This is a genomic window from Ruminobacter amylophilus (assembly GCF_900115655.1).
GTDB classification, from domain to species: domain Bacteria; phylum Pseudomonadota; class Gammaproteobacteria; order Enterobacterales; family Succinivibrionaceae; genus Ruminobacter; species Ruminobacter amylophilus.
On sequence record NZ_FOXF01000049.1, the window covers coordinates 1 to 18,396 of the forward strand.

Here is an 18,396-nt window from a genome sequence, read left to right on the forward strand (position 1 = left end):
CGTTCGGATTTCTGGTACCCAAGATGCTGCTCCATTTCAGCTTCCATCATATCTTTGATGGTACTGCCTAAAAGATCCCTAAGAGCAGCCTGTATGTCGGCTACGGTTTCGATATTATATTCCTGAAGAAGCTGTTTGATAATCTGATGCTTCCCTTCAGTCATCTGGATCCTGTGGACGGACTTTTTTTCTTTAACCATAATGCAAAACTCCTGATTATATAAGTTAAATTATATCTCAGGAGTTTTTCTGACATTTTTAGCTATATGTAATTTACAGAGTTTGGTTCACACACCCGCACCTTTCGGTATAACAACGACGCCACCATCAGAGACTGTATAGAAACTTCTGTCGTGCTCCGGATCCTCTCCGATAACAGTTCCCGGAGCTATGGTTACGTGTTTATCAATAATCGCCTTCTTTATCTTACAGTTGCTTCCAACAACCACGTCTCCTAAAAGTACAGAATCGGAGATTTCTGCATTTTCCTCGATTCTGCAGTTGAAACCTATAATACTGTGATCAACACTGGCCCCCACAATTTCTGAACCTGCTGATATCATGCTTTGAGAGATGGAACATTGTCTGTTTTTTGTATTTATGAAATTTGCAGGAGGAAGAGGGGGATAATTTGTGTGCAGTGGCCAGGAAGGATTATGCAGTACAAAACTGGGTTCTTCATCAATAAGATCCATATTTGTCTGCCAGTACATGTCTATACTTCCTACATCTCTCCAATATCCTTTATTTTTTTCGTTGGGAATATAATTATCTAAAAAATTATATACATATACCGGACGCTTCGGATAAATGTTGGGTATTACATCACATCCGAAGTCATGTGTTGAATTCTGGTTTACAGAGTCAATGGCTAATTCTTCATATAAGGTATCTGCCTCAAAAATATAATTGCCCATTGATACGAGTGCGTAATCCGGTTCTCCGGGAATAGGTTTCGGATTCTTTGGTTTTTCTTCAAAACCAATCATTTTCCATTCGCTGTCAACCTCTATAACACCAAAGCTTCGTGCCTGTTTTATAGGCACTTTGATGGCGGATACGGTTAAATCGGCTTTTTTGTTTTTATGATATTCAAGCATCTGCCTGATATCCATTTTATAAACATGATCACTGCCGAAAATACACACCTGGTCAGGAGAATTGTATCGTATGAAACTAAGATTCTGGAATATGGCATCAGCTGTGCCGTCGTACCATCGTTTACCCATTCTCATTTGTGCGGGAATCGGATCTATGAAACATCCTGGTATACCGTTAACGGTCCACCCCTTTTTCATATGCATGTACAGAGATTGACTTTTAAATTGTGTAAGAACAAAAATTCTTATAATATCTGAGTTAACAAAATTATTAAGAACGAAATCAATAAGCCTGTAACTTCCTGCAAACGGGACTGCAGGTTTTGAACGAGTAACGGTCAGTGGCTGAAGTCTTGTTCCTTCACCACCGGCCAAAATCATCGCTATGACTCCAGCCATAATTAATCCTTACTTATAAAATATCTCCACACTCTCTAAAGATTATACATAGTGAGTGGATATCTAGGCGTATATCGTTTGTTGTTTTTTTGATATGGCAAGAATTAATGTTAAAAAAAACAGACAATTGTTATTATTTTATTGAAAAACAGGTATCTCAACTTTTACAGCTTGTTAAGCTCTTTGAAATACCTGCTATGGAATTGGAAGATAAATAATAATTAACAGGAGGCCAGTTTAACTGTTTCCATGTGTGTTTTTCAGCTGCTCCTGTAGTGCTTTTTCAATTTCAATGGCAGTGTCTTCGTCTTCCATATCTTCAGGTGTTAGAGGAGAACTGATATGATATTTTCCTGATGCCCATCCGCCGAGATCTATCGTTTTGCATCGTTCAGAGCAGAAAGGTCTGTATTTGTTATCTGGACTCCACTCAGTTTCACAGTTGCAGATTGGACACTTAATTTTTGTCATTTTCATTCTCTTTTTTGATAATTTCAAGATAATGGCAGTGCAGTTCATGAATTTTGTTTTTTAATTCTTCCAGAGTCGGAAAATTAGAAACTACAACATCATCACTGGCACTGATTTTCTTTTCTCTTGGTAACTGATGTTCAACCATTGCTTTGGCTATTTCATAGGAACATCCGTCTCTTTGCATTGTTCTTTCGATTTGAATTTCAGGTGAAATATCCATGCATAAAATACGATTGGGAATATGTTCCAGTTTATTTTCAAAAAGCAGAGGGGCTGCGAGTACTACATAACAGCCGGTTGCTTCGGAGAGCTCTTTTAAAATCTGATCATGGATAAGAGGGTGCAGGATACTGTTCACGTATGACAGTTCCTGTTCATTAACAAATATAATATTGCGCAGGGCTCGTCGGTTAAGAGAACCATCTTCGCATAAAATATTCTGTCCGAAATGACTTACCAGTTCATTCAGGCCTTCTGTTCCGGGCATGACCACCTTTCGTGCACAGACATCGGCGTCGACAATCGTGCATCCGAATTCCCTAAAAAAACTGCAGACCGTGGTTTTCCCTGAACTGATCCCGCCGGTAAGTCCCAATATCCATTTACTCATACTGATAACCTGAATGTTATGACTGAGTCTGATTTACATTTTCAATATTCTTATCGAGTAACATGTCTGCGAGCTGACAGTATTGCTGCAGTGTTATATTTTCGGCTCTGAGCTGAGGACTAATTCCTAAATTTAACAGTTCTTCATCAGAAATAAAGCCTCTTAAGCTGTTATGTATTGTTTTTCGTCTCTGATTGAATGCCAGTGCAAGAACCTGTTCAAGTTTTCTTATGTCTTTCACCTCATAAGGTTTCTTATCATAAGGAACCAAACGTACAACAGCACTTGTTACTTTTGGAGCTGGTCGGAAGGCGTTGGGTTTTACCTCCATGATAGGAATTACCTTACAGTAATACTGAGTTATTAGAGACAGTCGGCCATAGTCTTTGGAGTCAGGTGCGGCCGCCAGTCTTGTTACTACTTCTTTCTGCAGCATGAAATGCATGTCCTTGATCACTTCAGACTGAGAGAACAGATGAATCATAAGCGGTGTGGAAATATTATATGGCAGATTACCGAATACTCTTACAGGGTTTTCTTTTGAGCCGAGTGTTGAGAAATCGAATTTCAGGGCATCAGCTTCGTGAATTTCGAGTTTTGGTGAAAGAAACGGATTTTCTCTCAATCTTTTGGCCAGGTCTCTATCCAGCTCTATAACATGAAGTTTATTAACTTTTTCACTTACAGGAGTTGTTAGGGCGGCAAGGCCGGGGCCGATTTCAACAATGTTGTCATCAGCTGACGGATTGATGGCTCTGACTATGTTAGCAATAACGTTCTGATCCTGAAGAAAGTTCTGACCAAATCTTTTTCGTGCGGTATGTCCCTGAGTAACTAAATCGTGCATTTATGTCTCTGTTTATGTTCAAATCAATTTAATACAAGTCATTCTATATGGAGATGTCTATTCGAGTATTTTAATGTAGGCAGAATCTCTTAGCTCTCTTTCCCATTTCTCACTTTCTTCCATAACTGAGCGGTTTGATAATATTTCTCTGGCTTTGATTTTATATGCTTCAATTGAATCTTTGTCTATTTTTCTATCAATCAATTCAACTATATGCCAGCCGAAACTGCTTTTGAACGGCTCACTGATATCACCTGGATTAAGGCTTTTAATTGCCTCTCTGAATCTAGGATCGAAAATGTCAGGATTAGACCAGTCGATCAGACCTCCGTTGTAGGCTGACCCTGAATCTTCAGAATAGCGCCTTGCCTCATCTTCAAATTTATGGTCACCGTTTATTATATCGTTACGAATGTTGTTTAAACGCTGTTCTGCGGCAACATCATCGAATATGATGTTGGTTGTAAGAAGGATGTGTCTAACCTTAACCTGTTCAAGAGGCTGAGGTGTCATCTTTGCAATATCGTAGACCTTGATAAGAGAAAGACCTCTTTCTGTTTTGATAGGTCCTACGACATCTCCCGGTTTTGCCCTCGATACTGCGGGGGCGGCATATTCAGGAATTTCATTTATAGTCAGTTTCCCAAGGTCTCCTCCATTTATGGCATTACTGCTCTCAGAGTACTTCTGAGCGGCGTGAGCAAATGACATTCCTGATTTTAATTCCTTCATTACCATATTAACTTTACGGTTAGCGGCATCAGTTGCAGCAGGAGACGGTGTAACAGGAAGGGAAAAATTAATTACTGCCAAATGGTATGTCAGCATATGCGCTGCCTGATCCTTTAAGACGTAAGCAAGATGTTCAGCTTCCTGATCAGATATGTGAATACGGCTTCTTACCTGACTTCGCTTCACTTCGTCAATGATGATGTCATCTCTGATTGTATTTCGGATGGCGACGTCAGTTAAACCTGTTGTTCTATACTTTGACATTAATTGTTCAGTAGTCATGTGATTGTTTTCAGCAATGTGTTTTATTGCTCTGTCCAAATCTGTATCACTGATAATAATGTTGTTTTTATTTGCCAACTGCAGGATAAGTCTTTTGGTAATCAATTGTTCCAAAACATTCTTACGAATGACATCGTCAGCAGGTAATTCCTGATTATGGGCTTTCAGAAAGTTTTTGTATTTGATTACCTCTGAATTCAGATCGCTGAAAAGGATTGCTTCGTCACCGGCAATTGCAATGGTTCTGTCAACCATGTAATCGGTGGCTTCCGCCTGAGATAACCCCATCATAATCAGAAGGGTAGAAATTGTTGCTGTTTTCTTAAAAAGGCTGTTTAGCATAACAATATCCTATTTATTCAAGTTTACGGCGTTGTTATATGGAATCAGTTTTGTTTCCGGAGAGAAGGATGCGTTCATATTCGAATCAGTCAATCCCTTTAATTCAAAGAAAACACCGTATTTTGTTTCGTTTTTAGCTGTAAGTGTGTAGTTGTCCGGTTTATTGAATCTTTCGATTTGGAAACCGATACTGTAGCAACATGATTCGTACTTGAGAGCAAGTTTCTGGTCAATATTTCGACTTCTTTCCAAATCATAGTACATTGCAGCCACACCTTTAATATCGTCAGTAATAGGGAAGTTGAAAGCCCCCCCAAGTTGTTTAAGATCGCTGATCTCGCCATTCATAGTCTGGTTCCCGTCTCTCAGATAGCGATAACTGAGCTGAACCTTAAATTCTTCATACATGCCGTTAAGCTGGCTATTCCAGCTTGATGTTTCCCCTTTTTCGGTGTTATATACCAGATTTCCGTTGGCTGATACATAATCAAGAAAATTCAAATTGATTCCTGTGGCAATAGGGGTTCTCGGATATGTAGTTGAGGTTTCATTAGGATAGAATTTTACCTTCTGACTATGGAAATCATATCCCTGACCGATATTGAATCTCAGCCTTTCCTTCAATTCGTTGTCATACATACGGTAGGTAATACCGTAACTTATTCTGTTTGTATCGGCAATTCTGTCCAGCCCGGCATATTTTCTGTAACCGAATAATGAGTAGTAATCATATACTCTGTCAGTTGAATCGTATATACCTATATGATCCTGATTACGATAAGGGATATACATGTACTGGATTTCAGGTTCAAGTGTCTGCTTGAAACTGAGGGTATTGTTAACAAAAGTGGCCTTGCTGTATATTTCTCCGTTGTAGAGATATCTGTTGACCTTTTCGTTAATTAAGCCAGGGGTAAAACCGTGAGTTACGTAGCCCGAGTACAGAGTGGACGGAATATCCTGTTCATAATGGGTAAGGAATCCTCTTCCGATAGCTCTTACATCAATCCCGTTCTTATTGAGAATAGGTAATTCGATTTCAGGCTGAAAATGATACCTGTCACCTTTGTAACTCTGCTCCTTTAATTCTTCAACCCTGAAACGAGAATACTCGAAACCAGAACGGTATGCCAAATGTGAACCAATGGTGTCATGGTAGTTCATTTCAACTCGTGGAACAAGTTTGAATGGCAGATTTACAATATATTCGTTAGGTACCAGGAGTTGATATTTTTGAACAAGCAGATTAGCGTCAAAGTTGTTTTTGTCAACATACAGCTTTCCTGACTGTACCAGCTGATTGTCAATAAGTGTAGGAACCTTGGGATCAAAGTCGTTAACGTAGTTGTAGTCATTGCTTCTTACACGAGTAAAATTAATCAGGAAACCATAATCTTTATCAGAAAAATATGTTTCGTGATTGATGTAGTAAATCCACCGTTCGTCAAATGTTTGGTGGTTTATTCCCGTGTCGCCGTCATTCTTGTAATGTCTGTCATGACTTATGTATTGACCATACACGGAGCCATATGTATTTCTGAAAGGCATGTAACGGAATTCACCGGTATTCAACAATCCTCTTCGTGTTATGATTTTAGGACTGTAAGTAAAATCATAATTTGGAGCAATATTCCAGTATATAGGAAGTGTGAGCATTCCTCCGTCAGATGACGTATATTCAATATTAGGGTAAAGAAGACCTGATTTACGTTCATTTTTAATTGGAAAATTAAAATAAGGTAAATAAAGCACAGGTACATCATGAAATCTAAAAACAGTATGATATGCTTCACCGAAAACTTCATTCTGATCAATGTTAACTTCGGAAGAATTTAATACCCATGAAGGCTGGTGTTTAGGGCATGTAGTCACGGAGGCGTCATACAGTGAGATAGTTTTATTCTCGTTATTCAGCACAGCTTTTTCAGTTGATCCACGGATAACTGAACCATTGATCATATATGTGGCATTGTGCAGTTCAGTACTGTTAGTGGCAAGGTTTGTGTAAAGTGTTGTATCACTGCTTACTGTGATCTGGCCGTCTTCGTAGAGAATGTTGCCTGAAGCAGTCATTTCCTGAGTATGTTGATTGAATGTTGTTTTGTCAGCTTTAAGCCTTTTGTTTCCCTGGATGATTTCAACATCTCCATCATATTTAATGTTGTTTTTAATGTTCGATTCCATACTGTCCGCAGTGATGGATATCGGCACTTTCTGGATATCTACTGTAGTGTCAGGAGCTACGTATTCAGGAACGTAGCCATAGCATCTTTCATCATATTCAGTTATTTGCATCAGTGGCGCATTGTCTGCAACAGCAGGAGCGCAAACCAAAACAGAACTGATGCATAGTGAAAGCTTTTTTAAATGATTCAACACTTGAGGAATCCCTGAAAATTATTATGTACAAACAACCAAGACTATTATAAATAAAAAGCTTGATTTAAACAAATGTAGGAGACATAAAGTAGGCCGGAAATTATATCTTTCCGGCCGTTGTTTTATAGACTTGATAATTTGAAAAAAGTTTAAATTTTCAACTTAGAATGGCAACGGATCATCGTTGAATGATGAATGCATGTCCGGTTCCTTGGCAGTAAATTCAGAATTGCTTCCTGCCCCTGAGTCTGAAGCTTTTTCTATGTTCAGATTTCCCGGAGCTGTCTGAGCAGCCCCTTGAGATGGTAACGGAGGTAATCCAGGGTAAGCGTTGTCACTGCCGTTTTGGCTGGAGCTCTGGTTATATGATGGTTCAGGCATTGGATTCTGCTGCTGAGGTACGTTGTTCCCGGAACGGCCGTAATTATTATTGAAATTGCCATTGTTGCCAAAATTGTTATTATTGAAACCATTGTTGTTATAGTTTCCCTGGTTGTTATGGCCGTTGCCGTTATATTGCTGATTTCCTCTCTGAGGATTCTGCAAACTGTTGCCACCATACTGCTGATTGTAATTGTTGGCTCCGTAGCCATTGTTGTCCTGATTCTGAGGCTTGTTTCCAAGCATCTGCAGATCTGTAACCTGAATTTCAGTAATGTATTTACGCTGACCATTCTGATCATCGTATGAACGAGTTCTGATTTTTCCTTCAACGTAAACCTGGGAACCTTTGTGGAGATAATCTCTTGCGATTTCAGCAAGTCTGCCCCAAAATACAATGCGGTGCCATTCAGTTCTTTCCTGTATGTTGCCGTTCTGATCCCTGAATGATTCGTTTGTTGCAAGACTGACAGTGGCTACACTGTTTGATCCTCCGTTCAGCATGCGAAAATCAGGCTCGGCAGCCAGATTGCCTACTAAAATTGCTTTGTTTACTCCACGCGCGGCCATAATAATTTACCTCTCGACTTAATAACTTACCTTCTATCTTGATTTAATTTCCTTTCCTACTTAACTATTTGCTACTGATACCTTAGCCTTTGAAGTAATGTCTTTATCAAAGAAAATTCGTTTTGCGATGTCAAGACAGTGTGATTTTATCATTTTTTCGCACAATGTTCTTGAGCATAATCAAAAAAATCATCTCCAAGTTCAATGTTTGGTATTCATAAATGTATGGATAGCAATAATTTGTGTATTAGTATAAATAGTATTTTATAAATAAAAATCTAACAATTCAACACATTAGACGATAATTACAGTTTTTTTGGTCGAAAAATCAAAAAAAATATGTGAGGAAAATTACAAAATTTTCTTTGGAAAACAAAGGAAAATCAGTTTTGGTTGCTTATTCTTAATGTATTTCAAATTTTGACTAAAGGATTAAAGGTTTTAATTATTGAAATTTTAGGTTCGTGATAAAGTTAGATTAGGTATCTTTTTATTGTTATCGGTGTATTTATTGTATGGCTAAAGGTAATATAAACAAAGTTATTTTAGGTATTGCTAATGAGGAAATAACGTTTCTTTATACATCCTCAAAAGCCACTAAAATCATTACAGACAAGGTGTTGTGCGCTGGTAATACAGAATGGAAAAATGCTGTAGATGGACTGTTCAAAAAATATAAGATTCCAGCATCATGCAAGGTGATTGTTGTTTTGGGGCAGGGCTTATACACTGTGGTTCAGCTTCCGAAAAATGAACGTCTTTCCGAGGAAGAACTAAAAAGCGTAGCAATGAACAAAGAACTTGAACCTACGGTTCAACAGTAAGCCTTCGTTGAATTTTGTACTTGTGGAAAAGAAGCTTATAGCAGGTTTGTCTGAAATTGTTAATGACGTTGCCTCCCTAGAAAAAATTACTATTTTTGATTTGGCAATGACTGAATTTATTTCCTATTATCAGGCTCTGTCAATGGGGAAAATTAAGGACAAGGAACAGAATCTGTTTGTTCCTCAGCTCTGCCTTACTCTTTATCTTCAGAAATCCAGGGATCTTACGGTCTATGGTGTTTTTGGCGGAGAACTGTGCTATTCGCGTACTCTCAGAGGATATAAAAATCTGGCAACAGATCTGATTGGCGGTGCTGACGATCCGACGATCAGTAAACTTACAACAGAAATACTCCGTATTACGGATGATTTTTTTACATCACGATTAGGTCTGCCGCCGATGAGCAAGCTGCTTCTGGTTATGAACGCAGAACAGCTTAAGAATATTGCTGCGGGTTTCAGTCAGAATTTCAGAAGAGTTGTTGACGTTGTGCCTATAAATGATGATGTGGCTACAACAGAGGCAGTGGGATATTCGGTTTGTAAAAATGCACAGCTGGTTGATATTTTGAAAAAAGATTTGGGCTATGCACCGTTGTTGGGAATTTTAAAAGAAGGAATACTTGTAAGTGAGAAAAATTAGAATCAATCTCTACAGCAAGGAATTTCAACCAAAACTGGTAATTCTTAGTTTAAAACACATGATTATTATCTGGCTGATAACTGCTGTTGTTATGGGGTTGTGGGCTAATGTATCAAATGACAAGAAGAAAAAGCTTGTACGACAGCAACAGACTATGAATGATGAGTATGAGAGTGTTTCTGATGAGCTGATGCAGACTCAGGTCATAGTTTCGTCTCTTAAACTGGACACTGAACTCCAGTCTCAGGTTGAAACCGCACGCAAAATTGCTCAGGGAAAAAGAGAGTTAGGCGCCTATTTATTAAGAGATTCAAATAAAAGCGGTCATGGCTTTGCAGGTTTTATGAAAGCTCTGGCCACAGTTAGAAATGATGGTATAGCAATAACCAGTTTCAGTATTGTTGATGGTCAGGCTGATATTGAAGGTGTAGCCAGAACGGCAGAAGATGTGCCAAAGTGGATAGGTCAGTTCCGTGAATATTCAGATTTATCAAATCTAACTTTCGGCAGCGTTAAACTAAATTACAACAGAGACGACAATTACTTAGGTTTTTCCCTTGAGAGCAAAATAAAAGATGATAAAGACGATAAAGGGGAAAGAAAATGAGTGCTTATAGAGATTATGAAAAGAAAGTAGCCAACATGACCATGCGTGAACGCGTTATGGTTCTGATGGTTGGTATTTGTGCTTTTGTTACCCCGATCTATTTTTATGTAATCGACGCCAATAACATGGCAGAAAAGAAAATAAATTCAAGTATGTCTTCTTTGAAGACGGATCTCGATGAAAAAAGATCTGAACTTGAAACGTGGCAGTCCAGAATTACGAAAGACCCTAATCTTGAACTTCGTGAAGAATTGCAAAATCTCAATAAAGAGATTGCTGATATATCTGGAAAGCTTGATAAAGGGGCAACGAGCCTGGTTGATGCATCGCATATGTCAGATATATTGAAAGGTATGCTGAAAACATCAGAAATAGAACTGTTATCTATGGAAAATTTACCTCCTAAAATTCTGATGAGCAATGGTGACAGCCTGCTTTACCAACATACTGTCCGTATGACTTTCAAAGGTCGTTACCTTGATATCATGAAGCATATGGAGAAAATGGAAAACTCTGGGTATAACTTCAATTGGCATCTAATAAACTATCATGTGGTTCAGTATCCGGTATCAGAAGTGACTGTTGAAGTTTATACTCTTAGCATTAATAAGGATTTTCTACATGCTTAAGAAAATAATTATTTTATCGGCAATGCTTATACCAGTAGCGTATGCTGAAGATTTTCAGTTGCATGATCCGACAACCCCACTGTCTGGAATGAGTACATCGACAAGTAGCGATAGTAAAAATTCTGCAGAAGAACTCAAACTTCAGGCAATAATGAGAGGAAACGGGCGCACAAGGGCCATAGTTAATGGAAGGACATGCTACATATCAGAGGAATGTTTTGGTTATAGAGTATATGCTATCAACAAGTCTGACATTCTTTTAAAAAAGGATAATAATCCTGTACTTGTGAAACTATCACTGTTTACATCGAAGGTGCAAAAATGAGTAGGATATTGAAATCTGCAATAGCTTTGAGTTTGGCTATGTGCGTAGGTTGTGTTTATAATCATCCACAGCCTAAGGAAGCTCAGGATGAACTTGCTTTAGCTCTGTCTCAGGCCGGGTTGTCTGATGTACCGGAAGATGTGCTTAATGAGTTGAATCCCGATAATCCGTTGGATGAACAGTATTCAATAGGTAATGCCAGTCGTATTTCAATTGCCGCAAACAATGTTCCTGCTTCTGAATTCTTTGCTCGAATAATGAATCAGACAAATTCTTCGGTGGTTGTTCATCCGGAAGTCAGCGGTAACATTACTCTTAATCTGGATAATGTAACCACTGATGAAGTGTTTGATGCTGTATATAGAATGTACGGTTATTACACTGAAAAGAAAAATTCTGTTTATTACGTGTATCCTGCAGGTATTCATACCGAGAATATTCCGATCAATTATCTGTCAATGATAAGAGATGCGGAAACAAAATTATCTATTGTTAACAATACAGTGACTAATTCAGACAGTGACAGTTCATCTAATTCATCATCATCTTCTTCTTCAAGTGACAGTGACAGTTCGTCAAACAGTTCAAGTGGCACTAAGGTTACAACAACGGCAAAGAGTGATTTCTGGACTGACCTGCAAAATGTTCTGAGTTCAATTGTAGGAACAGATGAAGGCAGACTAGTTAAAGTTAATCCTCATGCCGCAGTTGTTACCGTACGAGGTATGCCGGAAGATATACAGAATGTGAAGAATTATCTGGATAGTATTGAATCAAATCTTCACAGACAGGTTGTAATAGAGTCTAAGATACTGGAAGTGACTCTGGATGAGAATTATGCTCAGGGGATAGATTGGTCTGCTATAACCGGTCATACTTTCAAATTTGGGAGTGCAAAAGCTTTTGGAGGCGGATCCGGTGATGCCATTATCGGCATCATGGGAGGTGGATTGTCTTTTTCTGCGGAATCCAGCCATTTTAATGCACTAATGAATTTCCTTAAGACCCAGGGTGACGTAACGACTCTGTCAAGTCCGAGAATTACTGCTTTGAATAATCAGAAGGCCATAATGAAGGTTGGTACTGATTCGTACTTCCTGACAGATATTTCTGTTGATACCTCAGCAAGCACTACTACAAGTAGCAATTACATTACTTCAGATGTTACTTTTAAGCCGTTCTTCAGTGGTGTATCCCTCGATGTGTTACCGCAGATTAATGATAATAATGAAGTTCTGATGCATATTCATCCGGCTGTGATAGATGTTAAGGAAGATAGTAAGACTGTTAACCTCGGAGGAGGCTCCTCAGCCATGCAGCTGCCTCTTGCCAGTTCTCAGGTAAGAGAAACAGATACTATTGTAAAGGTTAAATCAGGTGACGTTATTCTTATTGGTGGTTTAATGAGATCTGAAGTTGGGGAGTATGTGTCAAAGGTTCCGGTACTCGGAGATATTCCGTACTTAGGAGAGCTTTTTACCAACAGAAACAACTTTAATCACAAGAAGGAGCTCGTAATTCTTCTGAAGCCTGTTGTTGTTGATGGCAATACCTGGAAGAATGAAATCGGAAAGTCCATGGATTTATTAAAGAAATGGTACCCGAACGATGATGGTGAGAAGAAGAGTTCAGATGTTGATTTCATAGAATAAATAAACAACAATTAGGGATTTTTGCGGTGTATCAAGATTTTTTTGGGTTAGAACAGCAACCGTTCAGTTTGACTCCGAACACCAGTTTGTACTATGGGTTACCTCCACATGAAGAAGCGCTGGAGGTTCTTAATACTGCATTATTGAATGGAGAGGGGTTTATAAAGGTAACCGGAGAGGTTGGCACCGGTAAGACAATGGTTCTCAGACTGTTTATGGGGAAACTGTCTGATAATTATGAACTTGTGTATATTCCGAATCCTATTCTTACTCCGGCAGAACTCAAGCTTTCCATTGCCAAGGAGTTACAGCTGGATGTTGATAATGTTTCAAGTTTGTCCCTCAATGACATTATCAATAATCGCCTTTTGGAGTTGAATAAGGCCAATAAGAAAGTTGTGATGATTGTAGATGAGGCTCAGGCTTTAAGTGATGAAACTCTTGAAGCCATCAGACTTTTGGGAAATCTTGAGACCGAACAGGAGAAAATGCTGCATATTATTCTATTTGGCCAGCCTGAACTTGATTATAAACTGTTGCAGAATAACTTCAGACAGTTGCGCCAGAGAATTTCTTTTTCATATGCACTCAGACCCCTAAATGAACATGAAACTTATTCATACCTGAATTATCGTATGAAAGCCTCTGGTTTTAAGGGAATAGAAGTTTTCAGTCGCAAGGTGTCACAACGTATTTACAAGGCAAGTCACGGGATACCTAGGCTGATTAATGTGATTGCAAATAAATCCCTGATGCTATGTTATGGCTACGGCGTGTATGCAGTTTCAAAAAAAATAGTATCAGAAGCTGTAAGTGATACAAACGGTACTACTGCGGGAGCTGGTAAAAGAGGATTTTTAAGACTGCTCAGAAATTTGGGAATTATCAGTCTGGTCTTTGTTGCCGTGGTAGGTGGCCTATATATCTTTGGAGCGACTAGATGAGTGTTATAAATAAAGCTTTAAAGGAACTGAATAAACGAAATTCCGGGGACGAATATGGCAAGTATGTGCCACCGGAAAAAGCAGGAATGTCTTTTAATAAACTGGCATTGGCTTCTCTTGTAATTATTGGCGTAGCTGTTTTAGCAGGTTCCGGTTACTATGCATATAAGATAGGAGAAAAAAACAATCTGTCCAAGACAAAGCCGACAGCAACTCTTTCAAAGGAAGTTGAATCCTCTTCTGAAAAGACAGCTTCTGTTGCCGAGGTGTCCACAGATCCGAATCTGAACAATGTTCAGATTACAAATGAAAGAAATACAGTTTCTCAGAATGAAAATGAGGTTACCGACACTCAGAATAACGTCATTGCTTCTGTTGAGACCGGTATTACAGCGGTGAATACAGAATCCGTTAACAGTGAACATGCTTTGGATCAAGATGTTCCCGTACTGGATGTACATCAGAAGACGGAAAGAAATTTAATCAGAAACAGACCTGAGAACCATGAAGTTGCTCAGAGTCAGGTTAAGACAGTTGAAAAGCAGGAGATTCATAAAGTTGTAAAAACAGACAGTCAGTCTGCGAAGGAATCAAAAAAAAATAATGTTGTAGAAGACTATGTATACGATGCCGATAACTATGTTATTGAGGAAGAACCGAATGTAGTTGTGGTGGAAAAGCCGGTAAGTCGCAAGGCTTCTTCACTAAAGGTGGCTAAGAGTCAGCTTACTCCGAATGAACAGAAAGAGATTTACCGGACTCAGGCGTTGAATTCTCTAGGAAAAGGTGATAGCAGAAGAGCTATAGATGCTTATCGGAATATACTTGCCGTTGATCCTAAAGACATAGAGGCACGAGAAAAATTGGCAAGTCTTTATTTTGGTCAGGATAATTACGTTGATGCTATCAGAGTACTTGACGGAGGTATTGCTCAGACTCCTTATCATTATGATTATCGCTTGTTTTTGGCAAGAATATATAAGTCTCGTGGTGACGATGCTAAAGCATTGAAAGTTTTGGAAACTGTAACTCCTCCTGTTGCTGGAAATATTGACTATTATGCCACGATGGCAAGTATTGCCAGAGAAAGCGGTAACTTTCCTGTGGCAGCAAAGGCGTATAGGGCCTTGGCCTCAACCAATTCACCTGATGGTAAATGGTATCTTGGATTAGGGATTGCCGAAGAAAAGCAGGGAAAACACAAACAGGCTTTGGAAGCGTATAAGAAAGCCTCGTCTCTATATTTAAGTCAATCCTCACGTAAGTTTGTTGAAGGTCGTATAAAGTTTTTGGAGACACTGAGATAATGCCGGAAGATAACAGCTCTAGAAAAAGATTACGTATAGGTGACGTTTTAGTTCAGTCCGGGATAATTACCGAAAACGACGTCGAAGAGGCCCTGAACTATTCAAAGGAAATGAACCTCAAACTTGGTCAGGCCGTGGTTGCTCTCGGCCTGGCTACGGAAGCTGATATATGTACCGCATTGGGGCAACAGCTTCAGATGACTGTTTTTACCGATTTGTCAAAATTAAATATTGACAGTAATGTAGTTCAAATGCTTCCTGAAAATATAGCCAGACAGAAAAGGGCGTTGGCTATATCAAAAAGATTGAATCAGAATACGGGAAATGACGTAATTACGGTTGTAATTGCGGATCCTCTCGATTATTACGGTCGTGATGATATTGTTGATAAACTGGATCCAAATGAAGTTGATTTTGTAATAACTCCAGAATCAGAAATAGTTAAATATCTTCCAATGTTATACCGCAATACTGAAAATATTGCGAAATATGCGGATCAGCTCCAGAGTGAAATTACGAAATCGGCATTTGAAGTCGGTGCAACAGATACATTAAATGTTGACGATGATTCCTCAGATGCTGCGGTTGTTAATTTACTTAAATCAGTATTTGAAGATGCAATCAACTGGAAAGCGTCAGATATTCATATAGAGCCTGATGATGGTGTATTGAGAATAAGACAGCGTATAGATGGAAGTCTTACTGAACAGATTTTGCCTAGTTCTGATATAGGTGCGGCTATTGCATTAAGAATAAAGCTTATGGCAGGTCTGGATATTTCTGAAAAGAGATTGCCTCAGGATGGCCGATTCCACATTACGATTGCAGGAAACGGCGTGGATGTCCGTGTGTCAACTCTTCCAACGCAGTATGGTGAATCCATAGTAATGCGTATTCTGAATCAGGCAACAGGTCTTGTTTCCCTTAATGCTACAGGTATGCCTGAAAAAATACTTGAGAGCATGAGAATTCAGATTCACAGACCTCACGGGATGATTCTTGTAACAGGACCAACCGGTTCCGGTAAAACCACAACTCTGTACGGAGCACTGAATGAACTTAATACTCCAGATGTTAAGATTATTACCGTTGAGGATCCGGTTGAATTCCGTTTGCCGAGAATAACTCAGGTTCAGATAAACCAGAAGATAGGTTTGGATTTTGCCAATGTTCTTAGAGCCTGTCTGCGTCAGGACCCTGATGTGATTCTTGTAGGTGAAATGCGAGATAAGGAAACCAGTGAAATTGGTCTGCGTGGTGCTATGACTGGTCATCTTGTATTATCCACACTTCATACAAATGATGCCATATCAAGTACCATGAGACTTGTCGATATGGGGGCTCCCGGATATCTGGTTGCCAGTTCACTAAAGGCAGTGCTTGCACAGCGTCTGGTGAGAAGAGTATGTCCTAAGTGCGGTGATTACTGTGAGGTCGAACCTTCACAGGAACGTTTCATTGAAGCCGCACTTGGAGTTCCGATCGAAGAGCAGAGACAGCACAAGTTCAAGCTTGGCAATAAGGGAAAGGGGTGTCAGTATTGCAATTTCAGTGGTTATAAGGGACGTATAGGTGTTTTTGAACTGCTTGTATTAAATGATGCCATGATGGATGCCTTGAGAAAGGATGATTTGGAAGAGTTTGCAAGATGTGCAAAAGAGAGTCCAATGTACAAGCCTTTAGCTAAAGTGGCCTATGATCTTGCAGTTGACGGAGTGACCTCTATTGAAGAGGTTATGAAGCTTTGTGAGGTGAATGATTAATGCCTGTATTTAGATACAAAGCCAAAAACAGTTCCGGAAAATATGTAACTGGAACAATTGAAGCCGGTAGTCAGTATGATGTTATTGATGAGATAAGTAAAACCGGCATGATTCCTATTGAAATCAAAGAAGAAAAGCAGGCTGTATCTATAAAAATGCCTGCTGGGATGTCCAAGTTTTTCAAGAAAAAAGTAAAAACAGAACAGCTTGTAATGTTTTGTCGTCAGATGTTTTCTCTGAGTAAGGCCGGGGTACCCATGATTCGTGCGATAACCGGCTTAAGTGATTCCATGGAACATCCTGCCCTAAAGGAATCTCTGGTAAAGCTCAACAAAGATCTTATAGGTGGTAAATCTTTGGCATTATCCATGTCGGAACAGCCTGAAATCTATAATTCTCTTTTTGTGGCGATGATTAACGTTGGTGAAAACACCGGTAAGCTCGATGACGTGTTTTCTCAATTGGCATCATATTTTGAATTAGACTTGCAGACGAAGAAAAGTATAACAGCAGCCATGAGATATCCTATTATGGTTATGTTATTTATTGTTGCTGCGGTAGTTATTCTTAACATTTTTGTAATTCCTGTATTTACTGATATGTTTTCAAAGTTTGGTGTAGACCTTCCTATAACCACCAGAATTCTTATTGCGACATCAAATATATTCGTTAATTACTGGCCTTATATGCTGGCTGTCGTTGTTGCGGTTCCATTTATTATAAAAAATGCCATGAAGAAAGAGTCTGTGAAAGTTAAATGGGATCAGTATAAGTTAAAGATTCCAGTTATTGGAAATATTCTCAACATGGCTCTTCTGGGACGTTTCTGTCGCAGTTTCTCACTGATGCTACAGTCAGGCGTGCCATTAAATACTGCCTTAAGACTTGTTGCTGATGCGTTAGATAATAAGTATCTGGAAAAGAAGGTGCTGAATATGCAGAAACAGATAGAGCAAGGTGTTTCCCTCTCTCAGACAGCTGTTCAGAGCCAAATGTTCTCACCTCTGGTATTACAGATGTTCGCTGTCGGTGACGAAACCGGTCGTGTTGATGAACTGCTTATTGAAGGCGCGGATTATTACGAACGAGAAGTGGATTATGGTGTAAAGTCTCTTACTGCCAAAATAGAACCTCTGCTTCTTGTTGTGGTATCTCTTATTGTGGGGCTTCTGGCTCTAGGTATATTTTCTCCTATGTGGGATATGTACGGAGCAATGCAGGGGAAGCAGTAGAGACGTGATGTAATATTTCAAATATATATTTGAATATATGTATGTAAAATCGTTAATAGCAAAATAATCCCCTGTGCTAGATGTTAACTGTGCAAGTGTATAACCAAAAATATAGTATAAAAATAACACACAAACATATTAGTATTGTTGATTATTTTATTTTTGACCTTGAGAAAATTAAAAGTGATAATCTAACTGTTTTAAAAAATTAGATGTCTCCCAATAAATGAAATGCAAAAGATGGCGTTTTAAGTGAGAATTACTGATTTTTAGATATAATTAACTTATAATGGGTTGTTTATCAGGAATATTAAACAGGATGTTTTTACCTGATATAGTCAAAGTAGTCTTTTT

General features: G+C 38.9%; 17 protein-coding genes and 1 pseudogene. 10 read left to right on the forward strand and 8 right to left on the reverse strand.

Translation table 11 applies throughout. The features are described 5' to 3' along the window. The 8 genes and pseudogenes from BMY80_RS09900 to BMY80_RS09935 form a co-directional block, all read right to left on the reverse strand. A pseudogene (locus BMY80_RS09900) lies at window positions 1–200 on the reverse strand (hypothetical protein); the annotation flags it as partial. Window positions 201–287: 87 nt separating this feature from the next. Beyond that, on the reverse strand, window positions 288–1,499 hold the full coding sequence (gene glgC / locus BMY80_RS09905) for a glucose-1-phosphate adenylyltransferase (protein ID WP_093143271.1): 1,212 nt from the start codon (window positions 1,497–1,499) through the stop codon (window positions 288–290). Window positions 1,500–1,736: 237 nt separating this feature from the next. Beyond that, on the reverse strand, window positions 1,737–1,970 hold the full coding sequence (locus BMY80_RS09910) for a DNA gyrase inhibitor YacG (RefSeq protein WP_037318381.1): 234 nt from the start codon (window positions 1,968–1,970) through the stop codon (window positions 1,737–1,739). Continuing rightward, the gene (coaE, locus tag BMY80_RS09915) at window positions 1,957–2,583 is read right to left on the reverse strand and encodes a dephospho-CoA kinase (RefSeq protein ID WP_031578180.1); all 627 of its coding nucleotides are present in this window, start codon (window positions 2,581–2,583) and stop codon (window positions 1,957–1,959) included. The genes BMY80_RS09910 and coaE overlap by 14 nt, the downstream gene beginning before the upstream one ends. 16 nt (window positions 2,584–2,599) lie before the next feature. Beyond that, on the reverse strand, window positions 2,600–3,430 hold the full coding sequence (gene rsmA, locus BMY80_RS09920) for a 16S rRNA (adenine(1518)-N(6)/adenine(1519)-N(6))-dimethyltransferase RsmA (RefSeq protein ID WP_031578181.1): 831 nt from the start codon (window positions 3,428–3,430) through the stop codon (window positions 2,600–2,602). Window positions 3,431–3,487: 57 nt separating this feature from the next. Next, the gene (locus BMY80_RS09925) at window positions 3,488–4,786 is read right to left on the reverse strand and encodes a peptidylprolyl isomerase (protein WP_031578182.1); all 1,299 of its coding nucleotides are present in this window, start codon (window positions 4,784–4,786) and stop codon (window positions 3,488–3,490) included. A gap of 9 nt (window positions 4,787–4,795) precedes the next feature. After that, window positions 4,796–7,165, reverse strand: coding sequence for an LPS-assembly protein LptD (locus tag BMY80_RS09930; protein ID WP_143066512.1), 2,370 nt, complete (start codon window positions 7,163–7,165; stop codon window positions 4,796–4,798). 162 nt (window positions 7,166–7,327) lie between these two features. Beyond that, window positions 7,328–8,116, reverse strand: coding sequence for a single-stranded DNA-binding protein (locus tag BMY80_RS09935; RefSeq protein ID WP_051621682.1), 789 nt, complete (start codon window positions 8,114–8,116; stop codon window positions 7,328–7,330). 515 nt (window positions 8,117–8,631) lie between these two features. On the opposite strand from BMY80_RS09935, the gene BMY80_RS09940 reads away from it, so the two are divergent. Genes BMY80_RS09940 through BMY80_RS09985 form a run of 10 tightly spaced genes read left to right on the forward strand, consistent with a single transcriptional unit; the run spans window position 8,632 to window position 18,042 of the window. Further along, window positions 8,632–8,940, forward strand: coding sequence for a hypothetical protein (locus tag BMY80_RS09940; protein WP_093143276.1), 309 nt, complete (start codon window positions 8,632–8,634; stop codon window positions 8,938–8,940). A 7-nt stretch (window positions 8,941–8,947) separates the two neighbouring features. Then, window positions 8,948–9,583: a hypothetical protein gene (locus BMY80_RS09945; protein WP_093143278.1), complete on the forward strand. Its 636-nt coding sequence runs from the start codon at window positions 8,948–8,950 to the stop codon at window positions 9,581–9,583. Beyond that, window positions 9,570–10,190 (forward strand): PilN domain-containing protein, encoded by a 621-nt coding sequence (locus tag BMY80_RS09950; protein ID WP_031578186.1) that lies wholly within the window; start codon window positions 9,570–9,572, stop codon window positions 10,188–10,190. Before BMY80_RS09945 ends, BMY80_RS09950 begins: the two co-directional genes overlap by 14 nt. Beyond that, window positions 10,187–10,819, forward strand: a complete 633-nt coding sequence (locus BMY80_RS09955) for a hypothetical protein (RefSeq protein ID WP_031578187.1) — start codon at window positions 10,187–10,189, stop codon at window positions 10,817–10,819. The genes BMY80_RS09950 and BMY80_RS09955 overlap by 4 nt, the downstream gene beginning before the upstream one ends. Beyond that, window positions 10,812–11,144 (forward strand): hypothetical protein, encoded by a 333-nt coding sequence (locus BMY80_RS09960; RefSeq protein ID WP_031578188.1) that lies wholly within the window; start codon window positions 10,812–10,814, stop codon window positions 11,142–11,144. The genes BMY80_RS09955 and BMY80_RS09960 overlap by 8 nt, the downstream gene beginning before the upstream one ends. After that, a complete protein-coding gene (gene mshL / locus BMY80_RS09965) occupies window positions 11,141–12,796 on the forward strand; it encodes a pilus (MSHA type) biogenesis protein MshL (RefSeq protein ID WP_093143281.1) in 1,656 nt (551 codons plus the stop codon). The genes BMY80_RS09960 and mshL overlap by 4 nt, the downstream gene beginning before the upstream one ends. Window positions 12,797–12,822: 26 nt before the next feature. Further along, window positions 12,823–13,740: an ExeA family protein gene (locus BMY80_RS09970; RefSeq protein WP_037318385.1), complete on the forward strand. Its 918-nt coding sequence runs from the start codon at window positions 12,823–12,825 to the stop codon at window positions 13,738–13,740. Next, window positions 13,737–15,047 carry a tetratricopeptide repeat protein gene (locus BMY80_RS09975; RefSeq protein ID WP_093143284.1) on the forward strand — a complete coding sequence of 437 codons (1,311 nt, stop codon included), beginning with the start codon at window positions 13,737–13,739 and terminating at the stop codon, window positions 15,045–15,047. The genes BMY80_RS09970 and BMY80_RS09975 overlap by 4 nt, the downstream gene beginning before the upstream one ends. After that, window positions 15,047–16,810 carry a GspE/PulE family protein gene (locus BMY80_RS09980; RefSeq protein ID WP_031578193.1) on the forward strand — a complete coding sequence of 588 codons (1,764 nt, stop codon included), beginning with the start codon at window positions 15,047–15,049 and terminating at the stop codon, window positions 16,808–16,810. The genes BMY80_RS09975 and BMY80_RS09980 overlap by 1 nt, the downstream gene beginning before the upstream one ends. Next, window positions 16,810–18,042, forward strand: a complete 1,233-nt coding sequence (locus tag BMY80_RS09985) for a type II secretion system F family protein (protein ID WP_031578194.1) — start codon at window positions 16,810–16,812, stop codon at window positions 18,040–18,042. Before BMY80_RS09980 ends, BMY80_RS09985 begins: the two co-directional genes overlap by 1 nt. The last annotated feature ends 354 nt before the right edge of the window (window positions 18,043–18,396 follow it).